Source organism: Paraburkholderia ribeironis (assembly GCF_900019265.1).
Lineage (GTDB): Bacteria > Pseudomonadota > Gammaproteobacteria > Burkholderiales > Burkholderiaceae > Paraburkholderia > Paraburkholderia ribeironis.
In genome coordinates this window covers 131,824-148,803 of record NZ_CYGX02000047.1, presented here as the reverse complement: position 1 = coordinate 148,803, position 16,980 = coordinate 131,824, and the positions used below count along the sequence as shown (strand labels likewise).

The window sequence follows — 16,980 nt, the reverse complement described above, 5'->3', positions numbered from 1 at the left end:
CCAGCGGTGCTCACCGACTCGAGGATTCGAAGCACGATGACAGCAACGCGGCGCGCGAGCCGGCCAGGTCCGGTGCGGTGGATGATGTATCTGGGTGCCGTGCTGGTGATCGCGTGGTTCGCGACGCAGGCGTTTTACTTCACGCAGATCGCGATCTGGAACTACGTCAATCCGCGCTCGACCGCGTTCATGCGCTCGGATGCGTGGCGTCTGGCGCAGGATCGGCCGGATCTGTCGCTGCAGCGTACGTGGGTGCCGTACGACCAGATTTCGCGCAATCTGAAACGCGCGATCATCGCGTCCGAAGACGCGAATTTCGTCAACAACAAAGGCTACGAGACCGACGCCATCCTGCAGGCGTGGGAGCGCAACAAGGCGAGAGGCAGAGTCGTTCGAGGCGGTTCGACGATTACCCAGCAGCTCGCGCGGAACCTGTTTCTGTCCCGTGAGAAGAGTTACATCCGCAAGGGCCAGGAGCTGATCATTACGTGGATGCTCGAGACCCTGATGGACAAGCAGCGGATCTTCGAGATCTATCTGAACTCGATCGAGTGGGGCAACGGTGTGTATGGCGCCGAAGCGGCTGCCCAGTACTACTACAAGACGTCGGCGAGCAAGCTGAGCGCCGCGCAGGCGGCACGCCTAGCCGTGATGCTGCCGCGCCCCAGGTATTTCGACGAACACCGGGGGTCCGCGTATCTGGCGCAACGGGCTCGGGTGATCGCCCGGCGCATGGGCGCGGCTGAATTGCCGGATTGAACATTGATTCGCATGGGCGGCGCGCTCGCCCGTGCATGGCCTCGCGGGAAACTTCGATGGAACTGCGGCAGCTGCGGTACTTCATCAGCGTAATCGAACACGGCAGCATGGGTAAGGCGGCACTCGAACTGGGTGTCGTCACGTCCGCACTGAGCCAGCAGATAGGCCGGCTCGAAAGCGAGCTATCGACCCGGCTGTTGCAGCGCACGTCCAGTGGCGTCGTGCCGACCGACGCCGGACTCGCGTTCTGGCGCCAGGCGCAACTGGCGCTGCGCCATATCGACGACGCGGCGCTCGCAGCGCGCGAGGCGCGACTCGCGGGACACGTCAGCGTCGGACTGGCGCCCAGCACCACGGGCGTGCTCGGCCTGCCGTTCATGCGCGCGATGCGCGAACGCTACCCGGAGATTCGCTTGCGGATGGTCGAAAGCCTGTCCGGACATCTGGCGTCGATGCTCGGCGCGCGGACGATCGACCTGGCGATCCTGTTTCAGGAAGCGCCCACGCAGCGCTGGAGCGTGATGCCGCTGCTCGACGAGCGGCTGTTCGTGATCGGTCCGCGCGATCTGGAAGGAATGCCGGCGGGACGCGAGGTGCGTCTGTCGAAGCTCGGCAAGCTGCCGCTGATCTTGCCCAGCGGCTCGCACGGCTTGCGGGCGCAATTGAACACGGCTTTCAAACGAGCCAGGTACGAGCCGCATCTCGCCGCCGAGGCCGATGGCCTCGCGATGCTGATGGACGCCGTGCGCGGCGGCCTTGGCGCGACCATCCAGCCGGGTGCGGCGCTCGCTCGTTCCGAGAACGCTGCGCTCGCCAGCAGTCGCATCGCCGATGCCGATGCCGTGCGGGCGAACCTGCTGGTCAGCGTGTCCGATGACGAACTATCCCCGGCCGCGCTGGCGGCGCGCGTCGTGCTCGCCGACGTCGCCCGCACGCTGGTGCGCGAGGGCCGCTGGCCCGGCGCCAAACTCAGATAGTCGGATAGGTCGCACCTTCACGAAAACTGAAGACCTCTAGCCGGTTTGCTGATGGCGGCATGCGCCGTCGCTGACTACAGTTTGCCTCGACAGGAGGCAAGCTAGATGGTCGACGTTCTCATAATCGGAGGAGGCAATGCCGCGCTGTGCGCCGCGCTGATGGCGCGCGAGGCTGGCGCGTCGGTATTGCTGATCGAATCGGCCCCGCGCGAATGGCGCGGCGGCAACTCACAACACACACGTAATCTGCGCTGCATGCACGATGCACCGCAAGACGTGCTCGTCGACGCGTATCCAGAGGAAGAATACTGGCGCGATCTGCTGAAAGTGACGGGCGGCATCACGGACGAGCACCTCGCGCGTCTCGTGATCCGTGCGTCGTCGAACTGCCGGCCGTGGATGCGCAGGCACGGTGTGCGGTTCCAGCCACCGCTGTCCGGCGCGTTGCATGTAGCCCGCACCAACGCGTTTTTCATGGGCGGCGGCAAGGCGCTCGTCAATGCGTACTATCGCAGCGCCGAAGCGCTCGGCGTGCAGATTCTGTACGACACCCCCATCGAAGAAATCGAGCTCGACGACGGCCGCTTCGTCGCGGCGAAAAGCGCCACGCGGCGTTTCGAGGCGCGCGCCTGCGTGCTGGCGGCGGGCGGGTTCGAATCCAACCGCGAATGGTTGCGCGAGGCCTGGGGGCAGAATGAACGCGGCGAATGGCCGGCGGATAACTTTCTGATCCGCGGCACGCGCTTTAACAAAGGGGTGTTGCTGAAGTACATGATCGACGCGGGTGCGGATGCGATCGGCGACCCGTCGCAATCGCATTGCGTGGCGATCGACGCACGTGCGCCGCTCTACGACGGCGGCATCTGCACCCGGATCGACTGCGTGTCGCTGGGGGTGGTCGTCAACCGCGACGCCGAACGGTTCTACGACGAAGGCGAAGACTTCTGGCCGAAGCGTTACGCGATCTGGGGACGCCTCGTCGCGCAGCAACCCGGCCAGACCGGCTACTCGATCATCGACGCCAAGGCGATCGGCCGCTTCATGCCGCCGGTGTTTCCCGGCGAAAAAGCCGACACGCTCGAGGGGCTGGCCCGCGGGCTTGGTCTGCCGGAAGCGGCCTTCGTGCAAACGATCACCGCGTACAACGCCGCGTGCCGGGTCGGCACGTTCGACCATACGACGCTCGACGACTGTCATACCGAGCAGCTCGTGCCCGCCAAGACCCATTGGGCCCGGCCGATCGACACGCCGCCGTTCTATGGCTACGCGCTCAAACCCGGGATCACGTTCACTTACCTCGGCCTCAAGGTCAACGACCGGGCTCAGGTGCATTTCGGCGGCAAGCCGAGCGACAACCTCTTTGTGGCCGGCGAGATGATGGCCGGCAACGTACTCGGTAAAGGTTATACGGCGGGCGTCGGCATGTCGATCGGCACCGCGTTCGGGCGCATCGCCGGCACGCAGGCCGCGCAGGCGGCACGGGTGGCACAGAGCGCATGCGAATCATCAGGAGTGTTAAGTGCAGAAAATTGAAGCGCTTGCGCGTGAAGCGCAGCAATTGGCCGACTCGCCTGGCCATGCCGGCCATCCTTCTGCGCGTGATCCACAGACGAGGGTGATCCGGGTTTTGCCGCTCACCGGCAACGAGACGGAAGTCGCGCGCCAGATGCAGATCTGCAACGCGTGTCGCTACTGCGAAGGGTTCTGTGCGGTGTTCCCGGCGATGACGCGCCGGCTCGAATTCGGCAAGGCCGACGTCAACTATCTGGCCAACCTCTGTCATAACTGCGGGGCGTGCTATCACGCGTGCCAGTACGCCCCGCCTCACGAATTCGCGGTCAACGTGCCGCAGGCGATGGCGAAAGTCCGGCTCGACACCTACACCGAGTACGCGTGGCCGCCTGCGTTGGGCGCACTGTATAAACGCAACGGGTTGACCGTGTCGCTTGCGCTGGCGGCCGGGCTGGCGCTGTTCCTGATCCTCGGCACCGCCCTGACGGGGTCGCTGATCGACCCTCGCGTCGGCGCGCAGGCATCCAGCTTCTACGCGATCTTTCCGCACAACCTGCTCGCGGCGATTTTCGGCGCGGTGTTCGGCTTCGCGGTGCTGGCGCTGGGCATCGGCGTGACGCGGTTCTGGCGTGATGTGTCGGCGGGCACGGCATCGGCGCCCGCGATTGTCGAGGCGACGAAAAACGTACTGGGGCTCACGTATCTCGATGGGGGACACGGCGACGGCTGCAACGAATCGGACGACCGCTTCACGCTCGCGCGCCGGCGTTTCCATCACTTCACGTTCTACGGCTTCATGCTGTGCTTCGCCGCGACCGCGGTCGCGACGCTCTATCACTACGTGCTGGGTGAGGAGGCGCCTTATCCGCTTCTCAGTCTGCCGGTCGTGCTGGGCTCGCTGGGTGGCGTCGGTCTGCTGATCGGACCCGCCGGCCTGCTGTGGCTCAACCTGCGACGCAACCCTGAAAGCGGCGACAGCGCGCAGCGTCCGATGGATCGCGGATTCATCGCGTTGCTGCTGCTGACCAGCGCCACCGGCCTCGCGCTTTTGCTATGCCGCGACACGGCGGCTATGCCCGCATTGCTCGCCACACACCTGGGCGTGGTGATCGCGCTATTCGCGACGCTACCCTATGGCAAGTTCGCCCACGGTATATACCGCAGCGCGGCGCTGCTCAAATCGGCGATCGAAAAACGGCGAGGTGGTGGTCTGCAAACGGGCTCCGACTGAGCACGCCAGCGTCGACAGCAACAACAACGGAGACTTTGATGATGAACCCCTCGAGCACCACCGCGACGGACACGGCCGCGCGCCGGGTGTCGACATTCGGCGCGGTATTGCGCGTGACCAGCGGCAACTTTCTGGAGCAGTTCGACTTCTTTCTGTTCGGCTTTTACGCGCCATATATTTCGAAGGTATTTTTCCCGACCAACAGTGAATTCGCCTCGCTGATGCTCACGTTCGCGGTGTTTGGCGCCGGGTTCCTGATGCGGCCGCTCGGCGCCATTTTCCTCGGCGCGTACATCGACCAGGTGGGGCGTCGCAAAGGCCTGATCGTGACGCTCTCGATCATGGCCAGCGGCACCATACTGATCGGCTGTGTGCCGGGTTACGCATCGATCGGTTTGCTGGCGCCGGCTCTCGTGCTGCTGGGGCGGCTGTTGCAGGGCTTTTCCGCCGGCGCCGAACTCGGCGGCGTGTCCGTCTATCTCGCCGAAATCGCCACGCCGGGCCGCAAGGGTTTCTATACGAGCTGGCAATCGGCCAGTCAGCAGGTCGCGATCGTCATCGCGGCGGCGCTCGGCTACGCGCTCAATCACTGGATGACACCCGAGACGATCGGCGCATGGGGCTGGCGCATTCCGTTCTTTATCGGTTGCGCGATCGTGCCGTTGCTGTTCGCACTGCGTCGTTCGCTGGAGGAAACCGCGGCGTTCAAGGCGCAACGACATCGCCCGCAGCCGCGCGAAGTGTTCAGCACGCTGTTGCAGAACTGGAAGGTCGTGTTCGCCGGCATGCTGCTCGTCGCGATGACCACCACGACGTTCTATCTGATTACCGTCTACACGCCGACCTTCGGCAAGACCGTGCTGAAGCTCACGACCGCGGACAGTCTGATCGTCACGCTCTGCGTCGGCATTGGCAATTTCTTCTGGCTGCCGGTTGGCGGCGCGCTGTCGGATCGCATCGGACGCCGGCCGATCCTGATCGCCATTACCGTGCTGGCGATCTTGACCGCGTATCCGGCGCTCGGGTGGCTGGCGACGTCGCCGAGCTTCGGCCGGATGTTGATCGTGCTGCTGTGGCTGTCGTTCTTCTTCGGCATGTACAACGGCGCGATGGTCGCGGCACTCACCGAAGTGATGCCGGAGAACGTTCGCGTGGCCGGCTTCTCGCTCGCGTTCAGCCTTGCGACGGCGATATTCGGCGGCTTCACGCCGGCGGTGTCGACCTATCTGATCCAGACGACGGGCGACAAGGCCGCGCCTGGCTACTGGCTGAGTTTTGCCGCCGTGTGTGGGCTGGTGGCGACGTTGGTTCTGTATCGTCGCAGGGATGTGGCGGAGCGGTTAGCGATGTAGTTGGAGACATAGCTGCCCAAACGCTGATGCAAGTCGGCAACTGAATCAAGCCCGCCTCGTGCGGGCTTTTTTGCACGGCGTCCGCGCCACAGCGCAGCGAAATCGAGCGCGGGCGTGACGACGTGCCCATTTCATCCGCGACCGCAAGATGTCCCAACAAGCGAGAAAATCCCACTATATGAATCAAACATTCACATATTGGAGATTTCTCAAAAATCGCCCTACAATCCAATCCAACGCGCAACGTGAGCCAGAAAGCCCTTGGGCAGTCTGACCGCGCAAACGAACAGCGACAGCAAAAAAACCGGAGACACAGCCAGATCATGCCGACTAGCCAAAGGCAGCATCCCCGCGCCCGCAGCATCGTGAGCGCTCAAGGCCTTTCCTCCGGCCCCGCGCGGTGAGCGCAAAAACCACCCGAAAGCCAATCGCCATGAACAAAGCGATGCCCAATCACGCCGCAAGCGAGTCCAAAGCCGATCACGCGAGCGGCGCCGCGCCGCACGAGGCGTCCGTCGCCAATGCGCCGCGTGCCGGCGCTCAACCGGCCGTCGCGGACGCCATCGCGTTACCTGGCACGCTACTGGACGTCACGCCGCAACAAGCCGGCACGCAAACGCTGTTGCGCGGTCTGGCGATTCTCGAAGCCGCGGCGGCCGGCGTGCGCGATCTGCGCACCTTCGGCGCCGCGCTCGGCACGACGCGCAGCACCACGCATCGGCTGGTCAGCAGCCTCGTGCAGGCGCGTTATCTGCGTCAGGTGCAAGGCGGCTATCTGCTGGGCCCGAAGCTGATCGAACTCGGTACCATCGCGCTCGAACAGATGCCGCTCACCGCGGTCGCGCGTCCGCATCTGGAATCGCTGGCCGAGCAGACGCTCGACACGATTCACCTCGGCGTGCGCGATGGCGACGACGTGCTGTACATCGACAAGATTCCCGGCACCCGTGGCCTCGAAATGCGTTCGCGTGTCGGTCACCGGATGCCGCTGGCGTCGACGGGAATCGGCAAGGCGATGATGCTCGACCTCACGCCGGACGTCTGGCAGTCGCTGTTCGACGCGTCGCGGCGCGCGCTCGCCGGCGTCACGTTCAAGCCGGATAACCGTCCCGACGCGCAGACCTTCATGCAGCGCATGACTAATTACGCGGCCGGCGGCTACACGTTCGACCTTGAGGAGAACGAAGTATCGATCCGTTGCGTCGCGGCACCGGTGCGCGATGCGTCGGGCGCGGTGGTGGCGGCGCTGTCGGTTGCGAGCACGATTCCGTACATGCCGCTCGAACGCATGGACGAACTGATTCCGGTCCTGCAGCGTGAAGCGCGTGCGATCTCCGAAGAACTCGGTTGGCGCGCTCCGCAACCGACAGCCCGCAGGATCAAACGATGAAACACGCGGGCTCTTCCATACCGGCCGGCAGTCGCGTGGCCGCAGGCGTCGCTGACGCGGGTTTCGCGCATGCCGCGCTGATCGCGCTCGACTGGGGCACGACGTCGCTACGCGCGTATCTGTACGACGCCGATGGCCATGTGCTGGCCACGCGCGCCTCCACGGCCGGCATCATGAATCTGCCGCGCAGCGCGGAGCAGGGCGGCTTCGACGCCGCCTTCGACGACGCGTGCGGCGCGTGGCTCGAACAGGCGAGCGGCGTGCCGGTGATCGCGGCGGGCATGGTCGGCAGCGCGCAAGGGTGGCTCGAGGCGCCGTATGTCGACGCGCCGGCGAACGCCGATGCGCTGGTGGCTGGCATCGTCCGCGTGCAGGCCGCGAGCGGTGCGACGCTGCATATCGTGCCGGGTGTGCTGCAACGGGGCGAATTGCCCAACGTGATGCGCGGCGAAGAAACGCAGATCGTCGGCGCGCTCAGCGAGGACGCGAGCGCCGCGAAGACTGCCGCAAGCGGCCAGCGCGCCTTGATCGGCCTGCCTGGCACACACGCGAAGTGGGCGGTCGTGCAGGCGGGCCGCATCGAGCGTTTTCACACTTTCATGACCGGCGAAGTGTTCGCCGCATTGCGCAAGCATACGATTCTCGGCCGCACGATGGTCACGCCAGATCGTCCGGACACCGAAGCGTTTTTGCACGGCGTGAACATCGCCCGGGAAAAGGGCCAGGCGGGCATGCTCGCGACCATATTCAGCGCGCGCACGCTCGGTCTCACCGGACAACTCGCGGGCGACAGGCAGCCCGACTATTTGTCGGGATTGCTGATCGGGCATGAACTGTCCGGTCTCGAAGCCGTGCTGACCCAACAGCAGGAATCGCTCGCCACGCAGAGCCTGCGCCTGATCGGCAATGAAGCGCTGTGCGAGCGTTATCGCCTCGCGCTTGCGCGATTCGGCTGCACCCGCGTCGAACTGGTGAAGCATGCCACCGAGCGCGGTCTGTGGCGCGTCGCCTGCCAGGCGGGACTCGTCAAGCCGGCCGCCCAGCCGGCGCGCGCCGGCTAACCGGCTGCCCAGCAGCGCTGCTCACGATACAAGGAACCGACATGCAACCTCACATCAATCTGCCCGCTCCATACATGCCGCACGCGGGCCTGATCGCGGCGTTCGAAGTCTGCCCGCTGATCGCGATCATGCGTGGCGTGACGCCCGCGGACGCCGCCGACCACGGTCAGGCGCTGTACGAGGCCGGCTTTCGCATCGTCGAAGTGCCGTTGAATTCGCCGCAGCCATTCGACAGCATCGCCGCGATCCGCAAGGTGTTGCCGGCCGATGCGATCGTCGGCGCGGGCACGGTGCTGCATCCGCTTTTCGTCAACGACGTGAAGTCGGCCGGCGGCGAACTGATCGTGATGCCGCATAGCGATCCCGAGGTGGTCATCGCCGCGAAGGCGCAAGGTCTGGCCTGCGCGCCTGGCGTCGCCACGCCCACCGAAGCGTTCATCGCGCTGAAGAACGGCGCGGACGTGCTGAAGATGTTCCCCGCCGAGCAGCTCGGCTGCCAGGTCGTGAAGGCGTGGCGCGCGGTGATCGCGGCCCAGGTGCCGCTGGTGCCGGTCGGCGGCATCACGCCGGACAACATGGGACCGTTCCTCAGCGCCGGCGCGAATGGCTTTGGCCTCGGCTCGGCGTTGTACAAGCCGGGTCAAAGCGCTGCGGTGACCGCTTCGCATGCGAAGGCGTTCATCAACGGCTTGCGTATCGCCCGCGCGGGTGCGAAGAAATGAACCGGCTCGCGGGCAAAGCCGCGTTGATCACCGGCGCCGGGCGCGGCATCGGCGCGGCGATTGCGCTTGCGTTCGCCCGCGAGGGCGCGGCGGTCGTGCTGGCGGAACTCGACATCGAAACCGCGCGGCAGACGGCAGCGCGCATCGAGGCGCAAACCGGCGCCCGTGTGCTCGCGGTGCACACGGACGTCGCGCAAGCGGCGTCGGTGCAGCATGCGGTGAGCGAGGCGGAGCGGGCGTTCGGCGCGCTCGATGTGCTGGTGAACAACGCCGGCATCAACGTATTCAGCGATCCGCTGACGATGACCGACGACGACTGGCGGCGTTGCTTCGCGGTCGACCTCGACGGTGTGTGGAACGGCTGCCGCGCGGTGTTGCCGGGCATGGTCGAACGCGGCGCGGGCAGCATCGTGAATATCGCGTCGACGCACGCGTTCAAGATCATTCCGGGCTGCTTCCCGTACCCGGTGGCCAAGCATGGCGTGATCGGCCTGACGCGTGCGCTCGGTATCGAATACGCGCCGCGCAATGTGCGGGTCAACGCGATCGCGCCGGGCTACATCGAAACGCAATTGACGCATGACTGGTGGAATGCGCAAGCCGACCCGGCCGCCGCGCGGCAGGCGACGCTCGACTTGCAACCGATGGGACGCATCGGCCGCCCGGAAGAAGTGGCGATGACCGCGGTGTTTCTCGCATCGGACGAAGCGCCGTTCATCAACGCCACCTGCATCACCGTGGATGGCGGCCGCTCGGTGTTGTATCACGACTGATCTTGCAGCACAGAGGTTGCGCAAGGGCGCGCAACAGGTACACCGGACGACGCGCTGGCCGCGTGTGTCATCACCGGTACAAGAAGACGCGGCCGATACCTTCTCGTTATCAATTAGTCAGGAGACACGCATCATGAAACGTAGAATCTTCCTCACGCTGGTAGCAGCCGCGACGGGTGTGCTCTTCAACGCACCGGTCGCGCAAGCCGCCGATCCGGTCAAGATCGGCTTCCTCGTGAAGCAGCCTGAAGAACCCTGGTTCCAGGACGAATGGAAGTTCGCCGAAATCGCCGCCAAGGAAAAGGGTTTCACTCTGGTGAAGATCGGTGCGCCGTCGGGCGAGAAGGTGATGAGCGCAATCGACAACCTGTCGGCGCAGAAGGCGCAAGGCTTCGTGATCTGCACGCCTGACGTCAAGCTCGGACCGGGCATCGTCGCGAAGGCGAAGGCCGACAACCTGAAGATGATGACGGTGGACGATCGTCTGGTCGACGGTGCGGGCAAGCCGATTGCGTCGGTGCCGCATATGGGCATCTCGGCGTACAACATCGGCAAGCAGGTCGGCGACGGCCTCGCTGCGGAAATCAAGAAGCGCGGCTGGGACATGAAGGACGTGGGCGCGATCGATGTGACCTACGAACAGCTGCCGACCGCGCATGACCGCACCACCGGTGCGACCGATGCGCTGCTGGCCGCCGGCTTCCCGAAGGCGAACATCATCGCCGCGCCGCAAGCGAAGACCGACACGGAAAACGCGTTCAATGCCGCCAACATCGCGTTGACGAAGAACCCGCAGTTCAAGCACTGGATCGCTTACGCGCTGAACGACGAAGGCGTGCTGGGCGCGGTACGCGCAGCGGAAGGCCGCGGCTTCAAGGCGGACAACATGATCGGGATCGGCATCGGCGGTGCGGACTCGGCCTTGAACGAATTCAAGAAGCCGGCCCCGACGGGCTTCTACGGCACCGTCATCATCAGCCCGAAGCGTCACGGCGAAGAAACCTCGGCGCTGATGTACGCCTGGATCACGCAAGGCAAGGAACCGCCGATGCTCACGCTGACGACCGGCATGCTGGCCACGCGTGAGAACGTTGGTGAAGTGCGCGAGAAGATGGGCCTTGCGTCGAAGTAAGCGATTGCAGCGCAGTGTCATGAAGCCGGCGCGTCATTGTCCGCACGATTCAGCGGTGATGCGCCGGTGGCAGCAATACAGGATCAGCAGTAGAGACAAGGCCATGCTTTGGGCCTGCCCGTGATGTACGACGTATGAGGCACGCTCAGGCGCGGTTCACATGAAGCAGCAACTAATTTGCATGGGACCGGAGTAAGCGCTAAAGCGCCAACTCCGGTCGACCGCAATAAGATTGCATGGGACCAGAGTAGGCGCTAAAGCGCCAACTCTGGTCGACAAAGGAGGCGAAGTGTCAGCGACGCTACGTTTTGACAATATCGGCAAAGTCTTTCCAGGCGTGCGTGCGCTCGACGGTGTGTCCTTCGACGTCAACGTCGGCCAGGTTCACGGCCTGATGGGCGAAAACGGCGCAGGGAAATCGACCCTGCTGAAGATTCTCGGCGGTGAATATCAGCCCGACTCGGGCCGCGTGATGATCGACGGCAACGAGGTGCACTTCTCGAGCGCGGCGGCGTCGATCTCGGCCGGGATCGCGGTGATTCACCAGGAACTGCAATACGTCCCTGATCTGACGGTCGCGGAAAACCTGCTGCTCGGCCAGCTGCCGAACTCGCTCGGCTGGGTCAACAAGCGCGAGGCCAAGCGCTTCGTGCGCGAACGTCTCGAAGCGATGGGCGTGGCGCTCGATCCGAACGCGAAGCTGCGCAAGCTGTCGATCGCGCAACGACAGATGGTCGAAATCTGCAAGGCGCTTCTGCGCAACGCACGCGTGATCGCACTCGACGAGCCGACCAGCTCGCTGTCGCATCGCGAGACCGAGGTGCTGTTCAAGCTGGTGCGCGATCTGCGCGCCGACAACCGCGCGATGATCTACATCTCGCACCGGATGGACGAGATCTACGAGTTGTGCGACGCCTGCACGATCTTCCGCGATGGCCGCAAGGTCGCCTCGCATCCGACGCTCGAAGGCGTGTCGCGTGACACCATCGTCAGCGAGATGGTCGGTCGTGAAATTTCGGATATCTACAATTATTCGGCACGCCCGCTCGGCGAGGTCCGTTTCGCGGCGAAAGCAATCGAGGGTCACGCGCTCGCGCAACCGGCCAGCTTCGAGGTGCGGCGCGGCGAGATCGTCGGCTTCTTCGGTCTGGTGGGCGCGGGCCGCAGCGAACTGATGCATCTGGTGTACGGCGCCGAGCACAGGAAGGGCGGCGAATTGCTGCTCGACGGCAAGCCGATCAAGGTGCGCAGCGCGGGCGAAGCAATCAGGCACGGCATCGTGCTGTGCCCGGAAGATCGCAAGGAAGAAGGCATCGTCGCGATGGCGACCGTGTCCGAGAACATCAACATCAGCTGCCGCCGTCACTATCTGCGTGCGGGGATGTTCCTCGACCGCAAGAAGGAAGCGGAAACCGCGGACCGTTTCATCAAGCTGCTGAAGATCAAGACGCCGAGCCGCCGCCAGAAGATCCGTTTTCTGTCGGGCGGCAATCAGCAGAAGGCGATTCTGTCGCGCTGGCTCGCCGAGCCGGATCTGAAGGTGGTGATCCTCGACGAGCCGACTCGCGGTATCGACGTTGGCGCGAAGCATGAAATCTACAACGTGATTTATCAGCTTGCCGAACGCGGCTGCGCGATCGTGATGATTTCGTCGGAATTGCCGGAAGTGCTCGGCGTGTCGGACCGGATCGTCGTGATGCGCCAGGGCCGGATTTCCGGTGAGCTCTCGCGCAAGGATGCAACGGAACAGGCGGTGTTGAGCTTCGCGTTGCCGCAAAGCTCGACCGCGCTGCCTGCCAACGCGACCGCCCGGCACGCGGCCTGAACATAATTCGGACGCAGGTCCGGTAACCCGTGGGGAACGGGAGGAGTATTGAATATGCAAGCCAGAGAAAACCTCGCGCAACAGGCCGCCAAAAGCGCCGCCGATGCGCTGATTCCGCAGGCCAACGACAAGGCGAAATGGTGGCAGCAGATCACCGAGTACAGCCTGATCGTGATCTTCATCGTGATGTTCGTCACGATGTCGCTGACCGTCGACCACTTCTTCTCGATCGAGAACATGCTCGGTCTCGCCCTGTCCATTTCGCAGATCGGCATGGTCGCGTGCACCATGATGTTCTGTCTCGCCTCGCGCGACTTCGACCTGTCGGTGGGCTCGACCGTCGCGTTCGCCGGCGTGCTGTGCGCGATGGTGTTGAACGCGACCGGCAATACCTTCATCGCGATCGTCGCGGCGGTCGCAGCGGGCGGGGTGATCGGTTTCGTCAACGGCGCGGTGATCGCCTATCTGCGCATCAACGCGCTGATCACGACCCTCGCGACGATGGAAATCGTTCGCGGTCTTGGCTTCATCGTCTCGCACGGACAGGCGGTCGGCGTGTCGTCGGATACGTTCATCGCACTCGGCGGCCTGAGCTTCTTCGGCGTGTCGCTGCCGATCTGGGTCACGCTGCTGTGCTTCATCGTGTTCGGCGTGATGCTCAACCAGACCGTGTACGGGCGCAATACGCTCGCGATCGGCGGCAACCCGGAAGCGTCGCGTCTGGCTGGTATCAACGTCGAACGCACGCGCGTCTACATCTTCCTGATCCAGGGCGCCGTGACCGCGCTGGCCGGGGTGATTCTGGCGTCGCGGATCACGTCGGGGCAGCCGAACGCCGCGGAAGGTTTCGAGCTGAACGTGATCTCGGCGTGCGTGCTGGGCGGCGTCTCGCTGCTCGGCGGCCGCGCGACGATCTCCGGCGTCGTGATCGGCGTGCTGATCATGGGCACGGTCGAGAACGTGATGAACCTGCTCAACATCGACGCGTTCTATCAGTACCTCGTGCGTGGCGCGATCCTGCTCGCCGCCGTGCTGCTCGACCAGTTGAAGAATCGCGGCTCGCGTGACTAAACCCGGGACTCATCCCGGGATTCACTGCGGCCCTTACCATCCAGCTCTGAAAGGAATCGAACGATGTCGTCTCCGGCCAATGCAAACGTCCGTCTCGCGGACACCGCGTTCGCGCGCTATCCAAGTCTCGTCGACCGTACTGTGTTGATCACGGGCGGCGCGACCGGCATCGGCGCGTCGTTCGTCGAGCATTTCGCGGCGCAAGGCGCACGCGTCGCGTTCTTCGATATCGACGCGAGCGCCGGTGAAGCGCTCGCCGACCAGCTCGGCGATTCGAAGCACAAGCCGCTGTTCCTGCCGTGCGATCTGACCGACATCGACGCGCTGCAAAAAGCGATCGCCGACGTGAGGACCGCGCTGGGCCCGATTCAGGTGCTGGTCAACAACGCGGCCAACGACAAGCGTCATACGATCGATGAAGTGACGCGCGAATTTTTCGACACGGGCATCGCAGTGAATATCCGTCACCAGTTCTTCGCCGCGCAGGCGGTGATGGAAGACATGAAGGCCGCTAACAGCGGCTCGATCATCAACCTCGGCTCGATCAGCTGGATGCTGAAGAACGGCGGCTATCCTGTGTACGTGATGTCGAAGTCGGCGGTGCAGGGTTTGACGCGCGGTCTCGCCCGCGACCTCGGGCACTTCAACATTCGCGTCAATACGCTGGTGCCGGGCTGGGTGATGACGGAAAAGCAGAAGCGCCTATGGCTCGACGACACCGGCCGCCGTCAGATCAAGGAAGGGCAGTGCATCGACGCCGAGCTGATGCCGGACGATCTCGCCCGCATGGCGCTCTTTCTCGCCGCCGACGACAGCAGGATGATCACCGCGCAGGACATCGTCGTGGACGGAGGCTGGGCGTGAGCGTGCGGGCGCAGCGCGCGTCGCTGCTGCTCGACACGAAGTGCGCGCTGGGAGAGAGCGCGACGTGGTGTGCGCAAACCGGCCGCTTCTACTGGACCGATATCGAAGGCGCGCGCCTGTGGCGCTACGATCCGGCCGACGGCCGCAGCACGTTCTGGCGCATGCCCGAGCGTCTCGCGACCTTCGCGCTGTGTGCGGATCCACATTACCTGTTGCTTGGCCTTGCCTCGCACCTCGCGTTCTTCGATCTGGCGACCGGTGAGACGCGGCGCATCGTCGATGTCGAACCCGGCCTGAGCACGCGCGTGAACGACGGCCGCTGCGACCGTCAAGGACGCTTCGTGTTCGGGATGAAGGATGAGAGCAAGCCGGCCCAACCGGTGGGCGGGTTTTACCGGTTGAATCATGATCTGTCGTTCGAGCGCTTGCCGTTGCCGGCGGCGGCGATTTCGAACAGCATCGCATTTAGTCCCGACGGCGCGACGATGTACTACTGCGATTCGCTGACCCGCGAAATCCGCGCGTGCGATTATCACGCGAACGGCAGCATCGCCAACGACCGCGTGTTCACCCGGCTGACCGATGCAAGTGGCCTGCCGGACGGCTCGACCGTCGATAGCGACGGCGGCTTGTGGAACGCGCACTGGGGCGCCGCTCGGGTGGTGCGCTACGGTCCCGACGGCGTGGAAACGGAGCGCGTCGACGTGCCGACCGCGCAGCCGAGTTGCGTCGCATTGGGCGGCTCGCAACTCGGCACGCTGTACATCACGAGCGCGCGCACCGAACTCGACGCCGCCGCGCTCGCACGCGATACGCTGGCCGGTGGCGTGTTCGTCGCGACGCCCGCGCGGCGCGGCGTGCCCGAGCCGGTGTTCCGCGGCGCGCCCGCATAGCGCAGAATGACGCAGCCCGGCCGCAAGGCCGCGGCCAGCGCGCGCAGTGAGCTTGAAAGTGAATCGGCAGTTGAAGTCGCAATGCCAGTGGCAGCAAATCGGCAGCATGTAGTTCGGACCCTGAGGCGATCAGTTCAAGAGAATCGCCCAACAGCATCCGTCAGCAATGACGGCAACGTCCCACGCCTCTCGATGGAGCCAGATATGACTGTTGCGAACCTCGTTTCCGCTTCTCCCCAAACCTCGCAGACCCGCCGCTCGCGACTCGCGGCGGCGGCCAATCCGGTGCTGGCCGGGCCGAGCACGTCGGCGGTGGCGCTCGGCGAGAGCAGCGGTGGCGATCTTGCGTGCATTACGCTCGCCAACGCGCATTTGCGCCTCGACGTCGCGCCGACGCTCGGCGGCGGCATCACCCGTTTCGACTGGCGCGACGACGGCGCGCTCACGCCGATCTTCCGGCGCTGCGGTCACGTCGGCGCCGATACGCAGCCGAACCAGCTGGCCTGCTATCCGCTGCTGCCGTATTCGAACCGGATCGGCGGCGGCCAGTTCACGCTCGCGGGGCGGCGTGTCGACGTGCCGCGCAATCGCGCCGACGAACCGCTGCCGATTCACGGCGACGGCTGGCTGTCGGCGTGGCAGGTGGTCGGCGCGGATCGCGAAAACGTGCGTCTGACACTCGATCGCCGTGACGGCAAGCCGTACGCATTCCGCGCGACCCAAACCTATGCGCTCGATGGCCCGACGCTCGTCATCTCGCTGGAGATCGAGAACGCTGGCCGCGAGGCGCTGCCGTTCGGCCTCGGCGTGCATCCGTTCTTCGTGCGCGACGCGGATACGGAGCTCTCGGCGGCGGCCGGCGGCCTGTGGCTGTCCGGCGACGACTGGCTGCCGGTGCGCCACGTGCCGGCGCCGCCCGCGTGGCAATTCGGCGTCGCGTATCCGTTGCCGGACACCATCGTCAATCATGCCTTTACTGGCTGGAGCGGGCAGGCGGCGGTAGTGTGGCCCAAGCGCCGGCTGTCGCTGAACATCGCTGCCGATACCGACTATTACGTGCTGTACACGCCACCGGGGGAAGACTTCTTCTGCTTCGAGCCCGTCGATCATCCGATCAACGCGATGAATCTCGCCGGCGGCGCGTGCGCAAACGGCATGACCTTGCTGGGACGTGGCGAGCGTCTGACGCGCACGTTTCGCTTCACCGTCGAACGTACCGGTCTGCGCTCGATGCCAGGGGCGCACGGGTCGCGGCGACAGTAGCGGGGAGCGGGGCGGCGTGGAAGGACTGGCGCGGCGGTGTTTGCGTCAGTCATCCCGTTACTCATCGCGTCACCCGTCGCACGCTGACGGCACCGGGTGTACCGCGTGCCGGCCGCGACACAGGCACGGGCACGACGCAGGCACGACACAGGCAC

The 16,980-nt window shown here is 64.9% G+C and carries 15 protein-coding genes; all 15 read left to right on the top strand.

Annotation, left to right across the window (positions count from 1 at the left end):
- The first annotated feature begins 36 nt into the window (after window positions 1–36).
- The 15 genes from mtgA to BN2475_RS21455 all read left to right on the top strand — a co-directional run bounded on the left by mtgA (window position 37) and on the right by BN2475_RS21455 (window position 16,825).
- Window positions 37–759 carry a monofunctional biosynthetic peptidoglycan transglycosylase gene (mtgA, locus tag BN2475_RS21525; protein WP_094781512.1) on the top strand — a complete coding sequence of 241 codons (723 nt, stop codon included), beginning with the start codon at window positions 37–39 and terminating at the stop codon, window positions 757–759.
- Between the two features lie 56 nt (window positions 760–815).
- Window positions 816–1,736: a LysR family transcriptional regulator gene (locus BN2475_RS21520; RefSeq protein WP_094781587.1), complete on the top strand. Its 921-nt coding sequence runs from the start codon at window positions 816–818 to the stop codon at window positions 1,734–1,736.
- A gap of 105 nt (window positions 1,737–1,841) precedes the next feature.
- Complete coding sequence (gene tcuA / locus BN2475_RS21515; protein ID WP_094781511.1) at window positions 1,842–3,269, top strand: FAD-dependent tricarballylate dehydrogenase TcuA; 1,428 nt, start codon at window positions 1,842–1,844, stop codon at window positions 3,267–3,269.
- Window positions 3,256–4,479, top strand: coding sequence for a tricarballylate utilization 4Fe-4S protein TcuB (gene tcuB, locus BN2475_RS21510; RefSeq protein WP_094781510.1), 1,224 nt, complete (start codon window positions 3,256–3,258; stop codon window positions 4,477–4,479). The genes tcuA and tcuB overlap by 14 nt, the downstream gene beginning before the upstream one ends.
- Window positions 4,480–4,520: 41 nt before the next feature.
- Complete coding sequence (gene tcuC / locus BN2475_RS21505) at window positions 4,521–5,831, top strand: MFS transporter (RefSeq protein ID WP_094781586.1); 1,311 nt, start codon at window positions 4,521–4,523, stop codon at window positions 5,829–5,831.
- 433 nt (window positions 5,832–6,264) lie between these two features.
- Complete coding sequence (locus tag BN2475_RS21500) at window positions 6,265–7,221, top strand: IclR family transcriptional regulator (protein ID WP_094781509.1); 957 nt, start codon at window positions 6,265–6,267, stop codon at window positions 7,219–7,221.
- Window positions 7,218–8,282, top strand: coding sequence for a 2-dehydro-3-deoxygalactonokinase (locus BN2475_RS21495; protein ID WP_094781508.1), 1,065 nt, complete (start codon window positions 7,218–7,220; stop codon window positions 8,280–8,282). Before BN2475_RS21500 ends, BN2475_RS21495 begins: the two co-directional genes overlap by 4 nt.
- 41 nt (window positions 8,283–8,323) lie before the next feature.
- Window positions 8,324–9,004 (top strand): 2-dehydro-3-deoxy-6-phosphogalactonate aldolase, encoded by a 681-nt coding sequence (locus tag BN2475_RS21490; RefSeq protein ID WP_094781507.1) that lies wholly within the window; start codon window positions 8,324–8,326, stop codon window positions 9,002–9,004.
- Window positions 9,001–9,777, top strand: a complete 777-nt coding sequence (locus tag BN2475_RS21485; RefSeq protein ID WP_094781506.1) for an SDR family oxidoreductase — start codon at window positions 9,001–9,003, stop codon at window positions 9,775–9,777. Before BN2475_RS21490 ends, BN2475_RS21485 begins: the two co-directional genes overlap by 4 nt.
- Before the next feature lie 133 nt (window positions 9,778–9,910).
- On the top strand, window positions 9,911–10,909 hold the full coding sequence (locus BN2475_RS21480; RefSeq protein ID WP_094781505.1) for an arabinose ABC transporter substrate-binding protein: 999 nt from the start codon (window positions 9,911–9,913) through the stop codon (window positions 10,907–10,909).
- Window positions 10,910–11,198: 289 nt separating this feature from the next.
- On the top strand, window positions 11,199–12,734 hold the full coding sequence (gene araG / locus BN2475_RS21475) for an L-arabinose ABC transporter ATP-binding protein AraG (RefSeq protein ID WP_094781504.1): 1,536 nt from the start codon (window positions 11,199–11,201) through the stop codon (window positions 12,732–12,734).
- Between the two features lie 54 nt (window positions 12,735–12,788).
- Window positions 12,789–13,805, top strand: a complete 1,017-nt coding sequence (araH, locus tag BN2475_RS21470; RefSeq protein ID WP_094781503.1) for an L-arabinose ABC transporter permease AraH — start codon at window positions 12,789–12,791, stop codon at window positions 13,803–13,805.
- Between the two features lie 63 nt (window positions 13,806–13,868).
- Window positions 13,869–14,669, top strand: a complete 801-nt coding sequence (locus tag BN2475_RS21465; protein WP_094781502.1) for an SDR family NAD(P)-dependent oxidoreductase — start codon at window positions 13,869–13,871, stop codon at window positions 14,667–14,669.
- Window positions 14,660–15,562 carry an SMP-30/gluconolactonase/LRE family protein gene (locus BN2475_RS21460; RefSeq protein ID WP_094781585.1) on the top strand — a complete coding sequence of 301 codons (903 nt, stop codon included), beginning with the start codon at window positions 14,660–14,662 and terminating at the stop codon, window positions 15,560–15,562. Before BN2475_RS21465 ends, BN2475_RS21460 begins: the two co-directional genes overlap by 10 nt.
- A gap of 204 nt (window positions 15,563–15,766) precedes the next feature.
- On the top strand, window positions 15,767–16,825 hold the full coding sequence (locus tag BN2475_RS21455; protein ID WP_094781584.1) for an aldose 1-epimerase: 1,059 nt from the start codon (window positions 15,767–15,769) through the stop codon (window positions 16,823–16,825).
- Window positions 16,826–16,980: the final 155 nt, after the last annotated feature.

Coding starts and splice junctions, on each gene's coding strand:
- BN2475_RS21485 (WP_094781506.1), top strand. CDS start 9,001: ATGAACCGGCTCGCGGGCAAAGCCGCGTTGATCACCGGCGCCGGGCGC.
- BN2475_RS21480 (WP_094781505.1), top strand. CDS start 9,911: ATGAAACGTAGAATCTTCCTCACGCTGGTAGCAGCCGCGACGGGTGTG.
- BN2475_RS21465 (WP_094781502.1), top strand. CDS start 13,869: ATGTCGTCTCCGGCCAATGCAAACGTCCGTCTCGCGGACACCGCGTTC.
- tcuC (WP_094781586.1), top strand. CDS start 4,521: ATGAACCCCTCGAGCACCACCGCGACGGACACGGCCGCGCGCCGGGTG.
- tcuA (WP_094781511.1), top strand. CDS start 1,842: ATGGTCGACGTTCTCATAATCGGAGGAGGCAATGCCGCGCTGTGCGCC.
- mtgA (WP_094781512.1), top strand. CDS start 37: ATGACAGCAACGCGGCGCGCGAGCCGGCCAGGTCCGGTGCGGTGGATG.
- BN2475_RS21455 (WP_094781584.1), top strand. CDS start 15,767: ATGACTGTTGCGAACCTCGTTTCCGCTTCTCCCCAAACCTCGCAGACC.
- BN2475_RS21500 (WP_094781509.1), top strand. CDS start 6,265: ATGAACAAAGCGATGCCCAATCACGCCGCAAGCGAGTCCAAAGCCGAT.
- BN2475_RS21495 (WP_094781508.1), top strand. CDS start 7,218: ATGAAACACGCGGGCTCTTCCATACCGGCCGGCAGTCGCGTGGCCGCA.
- BN2475_RS21520 (WP_094781587.1), top strand. CDS start 816: ATGGAACTGCGGCAGCTGCGGTACTTCATCAGCGTAATCGAACACGGC.
- araH (WP_094781503.1), top strand. CDS start 12,789: ATGCAAGCCAGAGAAAACCTCGCGCAACAGGCCGCCAAAAGCGCCGCC.
- BN2475_RS21490 (WP_094781507.1), top strand. CDS start 8,324: ATGCAACCTCACATCAATCTGCCCGCTCCATACATGCCGCACGCGGGC.